This is a genomic window from Novosphingobium sp. BW1 (assembly GCF_008107685.1).
Classification (GTDB): domain Bacteria; phylum Pseudomonadota; class Alphaproteobacteria; order Sphingomonadales; family Sphingomonadaceae; genus Novosphingobium.
Map to the genome: position 1 here is coordinate 1 of NZ_VIRF01000096.1, position 7,147 is coordinate 7,147.

4 protein-coding genes and 3 pseudogenes are annotated in these 7,147 nt (G+C 60.9%); 5 read left to right on the top strand and 2 right to left on the bottom strand.

Features of this window, described 5'->3' with window-relative positions; translation table 11 throughout:
- The first annotated feature begins 386 nt into the window (after positions 1-386).
- The 3 genes from FMM79_RS19630 (at position 387) to FMM79_RS19640 (ending at position 4,396) form a co-directional block, all read left to right on the top strand.
- A complete protein-coding gene (locus tag FMM79_RS19630; protein ID WP_148629226.1) occupies positions 387-2,687 on the top strand; it encodes a catecholate siderophore receptor Fiu in 2,301 nt (766 codons plus the stop codon).
- An 82-nt stretch (positions 2,688-2,769) separates the two neighbouring features.
- Entirely contained in the window at positions 2,770-3,447 is a 678-nt protein-coding gene (locus FMM79_RS19635) for a Fe2+-dependent dioxygenase (protein WP_148629227.1), read from the top strand.
- A gap of 328 nt (positions 3,448-3,775) precedes the next feature.
- A complete protein-coding gene (locus FMM79_RS19640) occupies positions 3,776-4,396 on the top strand; it encodes an energy transducer TonB (RefSeq protein ID WP_148629228.1) in 621 nt (206 codons plus the stop codon).
- A 398-nt stretch (positions 4,397-4,794) separates the two neighbouring features.
- Here FMM79_RS19640 and FMM79_RS19645 read toward each other — a convergent pair.
- Positions 4,795-5,442, bottom strand: a pseudogene (locus tag FMM79_RS19645) (IS5 family transposase); the annotation flags it as partial.
- Between FMM79_RS19645 and FMM79_RS19650 the strand changes: the two are divergent.
- A pseudogene (locus FMM79_RS19650) lies at positions 5,438-5,728 on the top strand (IS5/IS1182 family transposase); the annotation flags it as partial. The pseudogenes FMM79_RS19645 and FMM79_RS19650 sit on opposite strands and share 5 nt — an antisense overlap.
- Complete coding sequence (locus tag FMM79_RS19655) at positions 5,718-6,398, top strand: site-specific integrase (RefSeq protein ID WP_148629229.1); 681 nt, start codon at positions 5,718-5,720, stop codon at positions 6,396-6,398. The pseudogene FMM79_RS19650 and the gene FMM79_RS19655, both read left to right, overlap by 11 nt.
- A 586-nt stretch (positions 6,399-6,984) precedes the next feature.
- Here the strand turns inward: FMM79_RS19655 and FMM79_RS19660 are convergent.
- Positions 6,985-7,147, bottom strand: a pseudogene (locus FMM79_RS19660) (IS630 family transposase); the annotation flags it as partial.

Sequence of the window (7,147 nt, forward strand, 5' to 3'; positions counted from 1 at the left end):
ATCGCGCACTTGGGCGGCTATCTCGGTCGACGCCACGATCCGCCGCCCGGCAACACGATCATGTGGCAAGGTTGGACCCGACTCATGGACATCCAACTTGGGGGCAAGCTCGCCCCCGAACCACTTGTGGGTAGTTGAAAGCTTCACCGGATGGGTACCCCTTTGCCAAGTCAGGACTTAGGTAAGGGCGGCGGTCAATGCCCTTTGCAAGCGCGATTTCTTGCGTTTTGTCAGTGCAGATCCAACGCGCCAACCGACAATCAATCGCGCTCGCGCCCCCTACCGCAGATCCTCGTAAAATGGACATAAACTGAAATAATCCCCTTGAGATAATGCTAATTAGTTGCAATAGCGATTCGCGTTCCATCGATCCTGAAGGGGGAAAAATGTCTCTGTCTCGTTTGCGCCAATCTCTCGCGTCCGCTTCGCCGACCTATCTCGCGGTTGGCTGTTTCGGCCTCGTCGCGACGCCTGCGGCCGCGCAGGAAGCGGCTTCTAAACCGCAAACCGTCCAGTTGCAGGGGATGACCGTTTCGGACGATGCCATCGAAGACGGTATCAAGGTCGACGAGATCGCCTCCCCCAAATTTACGCAGCCGCTTCAGGATACGCCCCAAACAATCCAGATCATCGACAAGAAAGTGTTCAACCAGCAAGGCGCGACCACGCTGTCGGAAGCGCTGCGCAACAGCCCCGGCGTGGGGACGTTCTACGCCGGTGAGAATGGCAACACGACCACGGGCGATGCCGTGCGCATGCGCGGTTTCGATGTATCTGATTCAATTTTCGTGGACGGCATCCGCGATCTTGGTGCGATTTCACGCGACATTTTCAACACCGAACAGGTCGAGGTGGCCAAAGGCCCGGCAGGCACCGACAACGGGCGCACGTCGGCCGCAGGCGCCATCAACATGGTCTCGAAGCGGGCGCATCGCGGCGCTTCGCTCTCCGCCATTGCGCAGGCCGGGGTGGACGGTCAGGCCCGCGCCAGCGTCGACATCAACCAGCCGATCGAGGCCCTGCCCAGCGCCGCGCTGCGCCTGAACGCAGTCTGGCAGGACAGCGACGTGCCCGGACGCGACCACGTCAAGAACCAGCGCATCGGCCTTGCTCCCTCACTCGGCCTGGGCCTAGACACGCAGACCCGTGCCTACCTGAACTTCCTCTACGTGGATCAGGACAATGTTCCCGATGGCCTCGTGCCCACGCTGGGACTGTCGTCTTGGGAGCCGTACGAAGGACAGGAAGTGCTCATCGGCAATCCGGTCGATTCGGAAAATTTCTACGGTACGCGCGACGATCATGACGATGTCACCGCCAAGATGGCGACCTTCATCATCGAGCACGACCTGAGCGATTCCATCACCATCAGCAACAAGGCCCGCTGGGGCGAGACCGATCAGAATTACCTCCTGACAGCGTTCATGGGCACGGCCGGAAACGTCACGGGCGATGGCAGCGACCTGTCCAGCTACACGATCGCGCGCAGCATCTCGACGGTTCGCGACACCACCAACCGAATCCTGACCGATCAGATCAACCTGCGGGCCGATTTTACCACCGGCGCGATCGACCACAACCTGAGTGTGGGTGTGGAGTTCATCCACGAAAAGCAAATCGCCTACGGCACCGCCACCAGCGGGGAACGTCCGGCGGCGAACCTCTACGCTCCGGACTGGAACGACGGCGGCAACCTGTCGGTCAGCCGCAACGGCGCGGACACGGTGGGCAAGACAGATACCCAGGCGTTCTACCTGTTCGACACCGCGCATTTCTTCGACGACCTTCTGCTCGTCACCGGCGGGCTGCGTCTCGATCACTACACCACCCGGTACAACAGCATGGCGGTGTGCAACGGACGCGACAGCGGCCGCGGTGCCGTCCCCTGCGGCGATGCGGAGGTCGGCACGATTGTCGAGACCAACGACCTGAAAGCCAAGGACACGCTCTTCAACTGGAAGTTCGGCGCCGTCCTGAAGCCCGTTGAGCCGGTCAGTCTATATGTGAACTACGCGATTTCGCAGCAGCCTCCGGGCGGCAGCAATTTCACGCTCAGTTCTTCGGACACCAACGCGAACAACCCCAATCTGAAGCCCCAGAAGGCCAAGACCATCGAGGGCGGCATCAAGTGGAGCCCGCTGGGCGGGGCGCTGGCGGTCAACGCGGCGGTCTTCCAGACCAGGGTCGAGAACGAGATCAACTCCAGCGACGTCTCCAACATTCAGAGTGCATCGAACCGGGTGCGCGGTGTGGAGCTTTCCGTGGTCGGCAACATCACGCCCAACTGGCTCATCACCGCGGGCTACACACACCAGAAGACAAAGGTGATCAACCGTTCTGCACTGGCCGCCGACGGCAGCTACAACCTCACCTATTCGCCCGACGACGCCTTTACCTCGTGGACGAGCTATACCCTGCCCTTCGGTCTCGAACTGGGTGGCGGCGTGCGCTACGTCAGTGGGTTGCGGCGCGGAACCGATGGCGCCCAGGGCACTCCGGCGCACACCGATGGCTACACCGTCGTCGATGCGCTGGCGTCCTATCGCCTTGCCGAAGGGGTGCGCCTGCGGGTCAACGCCTACAACCTGTTTGACAAGGACTACATTTCGGCGATCAACAAGAGCGGCTACCGTTACACGCCCGGGACGCCGCAAACCTTTCTCTTCAGCGCCGACTTCAATTTCTGATCCCGATCAAGGGAATGCGGCCGGATCGACGCTAGCGATTGATCGGGCCGCACCCCTTTTTCTTCTCCACGCAGGACGTTTCATGCTGTTGCACATTCCACAGGTTCTCACTGCCGAGGAGGTCGCCGTTTTCCGCCAAAAGCTGGACACGGCGGACTGGGCGGACGGGCGCGAAACGGTGGGCCACCAGGGCGCCAAAGTAAAACGCAATGAGCAGTTGGCCGACACCTCGCCGCTCAAGGCCGAACTCGGCCAGGCGGTGCTCAACGCGTTGCAACGCAGCCACCTGTTCTTCGCTGCAGCCTTGCCGCACAAGGTCCTGCCACCGCGCTTCAACCGCTACACCGGCGGCGGCGAATATGGCTTCCATGTCGATGGGGCGGTGATGAATCGGGGAGGCGAAGACTACCTGCGCTCGGACGTCTCCTGCACGCTCTTTCTGAACGATCCCGAAGACTACGAAGGCGGGCGTCTGGTCATAAGTGACACCTACGGCGAGCACACCGTGGCCAAGCCGGCCGGCGATGCGATCCTCTACCCGTCGAGCAGCCTCCACCGGGTAGAGCCGGTCACACACGGGGCGCGCATCGCATCGTTCTTCTGGATCCAGAGCCTGGTGCGCGACGACAGCCAGCGCCGCACCCTGTTCGAACTCGACACCGCCATCCAGAAACTTACGCTCGACGAGGCCGACCAAGACGCCCTGCTGCAGCTGACGGGTGTCTATCACAACCTGCTGCGCAGTTGGGTTGAGACATGACCGGCACGAGCAGACCCGCGCGCGCTCCCGCGTTGACAGTGCAAGTCACTCGCAATAGCATTGTTAGCGTGGGAATCACCGGCGGTGTATGCGCCCTTTTCTCAGGGTCACTGGCCAAATCGGGGTAGGATCTTTGGCAACAGCAACTTTGCATATGCCGCGTAGCAATCTAGCCGCGCCGCGGCGGTCGGAACCCTCTTCATTCTCCGCCGCGCCCCCGGTTGCCACGGCGTCGGACGGCGCATTCCATTCCCATGCGCGCTATGGCGCACGGCAACGCCCGAACGGCGTCGCCCTGGCCATCGCCCTGAGTGTACAGGGGCTGATCATGCTGATGCTGCTCGGTCTGGGCACGCAACAGGCACGGCAGCACGTCCAGAACCATGTCGTGGCTATCAACCTCAACGGAGCAAAGCCCACTAAGCCTGACACACCCGCGCCAAGCCCCGAGCCGGAAAAGCTAGCTTCGAGCGTCACCCCTCAGCCTGCCGTTACCGTATTGCCGCCCCCTGCGCGCATCCTCGTACATGAGCCCACCGCCCCGGCCGCACTCGCGCCCGCCGCGCTGGTGACGATGCCTGCGGCGGCGCCCGCCATCCCCGCAGCTCCGCCTGCCGACCGCCCCAGCGCGGTGGCATCGGCAAATTCCGGTACCCCCGCCACGACCTCGGGCAATATTTCGGGCATCCGCATGCTGTCCGGCAACCCGCCAAGCTACCCCTACGAAAGCCGCCGCAAGAAGGAACAGGGGACCGTCAGGCTCCACCTTCTGCTGGGCACCGATGGCCGGGTGGAAACCATTGGCATCGCCAGCAGCAGTGGCTTCGCCCGCCTCGACAAGGCCGCGCTCAAGGCGGTGAAACACTGGCGCTGGGAACCTGTCGTGCGCAACGGCAAGCCGGTGCGCATCGAAGGCGAACTTGAAATACCCTTCGTCCTCAACACGTAAAGCGGCTCTGGTTACGGGAGGGCGAGGCCGCGCGCGTCTCGTCTAGAAGGTGATCGCCACCACCAGCGTTCGATATACGTTCTTGCCGAGACGTATTGGTGGGGCAGAATGCGACCATGCCCCGTGGTCGTCGACGTCACGTAGAGCACACCTTTCAGGGAAACCATGGCCAACCCGGTTCTGGTCTTGCCATTCCCCCAGGGAACGGTTCACGCGGCGTCGGCGTAAAGACCGTAGGAAAGCGTGCTGGCGCCCCTCGTTATGCGCCGGTTCGTCATGGTGCCCGGGCTTCCGCCCCCTAGCACCACCGTTGCGCTGCCCAGGGGCTTTGTTGTGCAAATCAGTCGCCGATCAGCCGTGGGCCTTTGTGGCAGTTGGTTAGGCGACACGCTGCGTTTGAGGATGGCGCAGGCATCGCGCGGGGCAATGGCTTCGTGACAGGTTCTTGTGTCGAAAGCGCCATCGGCGCTGACGCTCGCGATGGCGTGATCGGGTGGGATCTGGTCCCGCAGTTCGGGTAGCATGAAGGCATTGCCAACCCGGCTTCCGGTCACTTCGATAGCGCGGATATCCAACGATCCGAGGTCCACGCCCAGGTGGACCTTGCGCCACTGGCGGCGTTTGGACGGGCCATGCTTGCGCCTGCACCATTCCCCGTCTCCGACGGCCTTGATGCCTGTGCTTTCAAGCAGCAGATGCAGCGGTCCGGAACTGGGCTGGCAAGGAATTTCAACAAGCAAGGTCTTCTGTCTCTGTCTCAGCGTGCTGAAATCCGGCACCGGCCAATCGAGCCCGGCCATCTCGAGAAGGCTGGCAACCATGCCGGTGGGCTGGCGCAAGGGCAGCCTGAACACGCCCTTCAGGGTCAGGCAAACCTGGATCGCGGCATCCGAAACCACCGGCTGACGCCCGCGCTTGCCGATGGGCGCGGACAGCCATTGCATCTCGGGATCAAACCAGACCGGAAGCGAACCTCTCAGCGCCAGCGCTGCATTGTCGGACTTCCCGTTCGTCGTGCGGTAGCGGGCGCGGGGCGGTTTGCTCATACCCGCCCGCAGCAATGCAAAAGCCTGGCCCGAGAGCACGCCGGGCGTTGTGGCCCGAAATGAAATCGTTCGCTCAAGTCGGCGGTTCGGCAGGGCGATCTGGAAGCGATGGAGCGGCTATCACCAGCGCAGCCTGGTCGAAACAACAATGCATTGCTTCAAGCTGCTGGGTGAACGCATCATGGCACGAGACTTCGATCGCCAGGTCGCCGAAATGCAAATCCCCTCCGCCATCCTCAACCGCTTCAGCGCGCTCGGAAGGCCTCAAACGCAGCGTGTCGCGTAACCCAATACCATCAAAGATCGACTGCTGGCTGGCAACTGATTTGCGCAACAAAGCTGTTGCGGATATGATTCCGGGTGCGATTATCGGGTACGCAAAGTGCGACGATATCGGTGTCTGGCGCGAACTGTGCTTGATGCTTGCAACCGGATGCCGCCCGGGTGTGGCCTTGGCCTTTGTTCCTGGAGATCAGTGGCTTGATGATGTGATCGACCTCCAGCCAGTGGGCAAGAAGCTCGAGGACAAGCGCAATGCCATTGTCCCTACAATCGAGCCTATGAAGCCGATCTTGAAGGCCTGGCAGGCCAATCCCCACCATCGTGTAGCGGGTCGAAAGACGTGGGGGTCTACGGCGCACCGCACCTTAAGGCTACGAGACGACATCGTTGCATACGACATTCGGCACACCGTTACGACCTACATGGACGACCAACGCGTCCCTGGCGCGCAAATGTCTGGCATCGTAGGGCATCTGCCCTCCGACAGAGGGATCGCCAAAACGACGAAGACGTATTACCTTCACTACAATCCGCACAACGCCCGACAAGCGAAGCGCGTGCTGACCAAGCTTTTTGACGCAGTATCAAAGGAGGCCGATCGCTGGATTGCAGACCATTCGCTGACCAACGGACAAAGAGGGTGTCCGAAACAGGCCCTCAAAATTTCCGAATAATTCTTTAAAACCAGCGTTTTAGTAATGGTGGCGGTGAGGGGCTCACAAAAAACAGCACAAGCGACTGAATCTAAATACTAAAATTCAAAATTGCGCTAACCAAGGCCCTGAGCCAGCCCCGCCCAGCTCACACTGCGATGTGACGTGATCTCAAGGGGTATCACATTGTACTGCATGTCGCAGTCTTGCGCATTAACAGGCCGCAGAGGCTTGCACGCCCCAGTTCGTCAAGTGGCGCGGCGATTCGCGCGCAGCAGCCTAGGTCCCAACGACAAGGGCGTAACGACCCTTTGTTGCCGTTCAGCAGTTTCGCAGAGGTTTCTAACTGCGGACGGACAGCTTGCAGATTGTTCACTCACGGCTGACAAACGATCCAGCTAAATTCTGTGTGCTGCGCTGCGCACGGAGGCACTATGCGACCTGTCATATCCGACCTACAAATCACTCGACGTGATGTCGAACGAGCAATCCATGCAGCGCACATTTCAGGTTGGCCCCAAGATGAGGACGACCTCCTGACGGTGTTTCGTCACCTTATGTCCAGAATATCGAAATTCGAACTAGAACGCCTTGCGTCAGACAGAGCCTAGTGGATTGATTCCAACGTTTGGTGCCCGCGCCGGACAGCGGCGATGATGTCGTGGGGGTCGGCTTTCCAGACGAAGGGACGCGGATCCTCGTTGTGCTCTTTGATGAAGCGGTTGATGGCTGCCTGCAGGTCTACAACGGAATGGAATACGCCGTTTTTC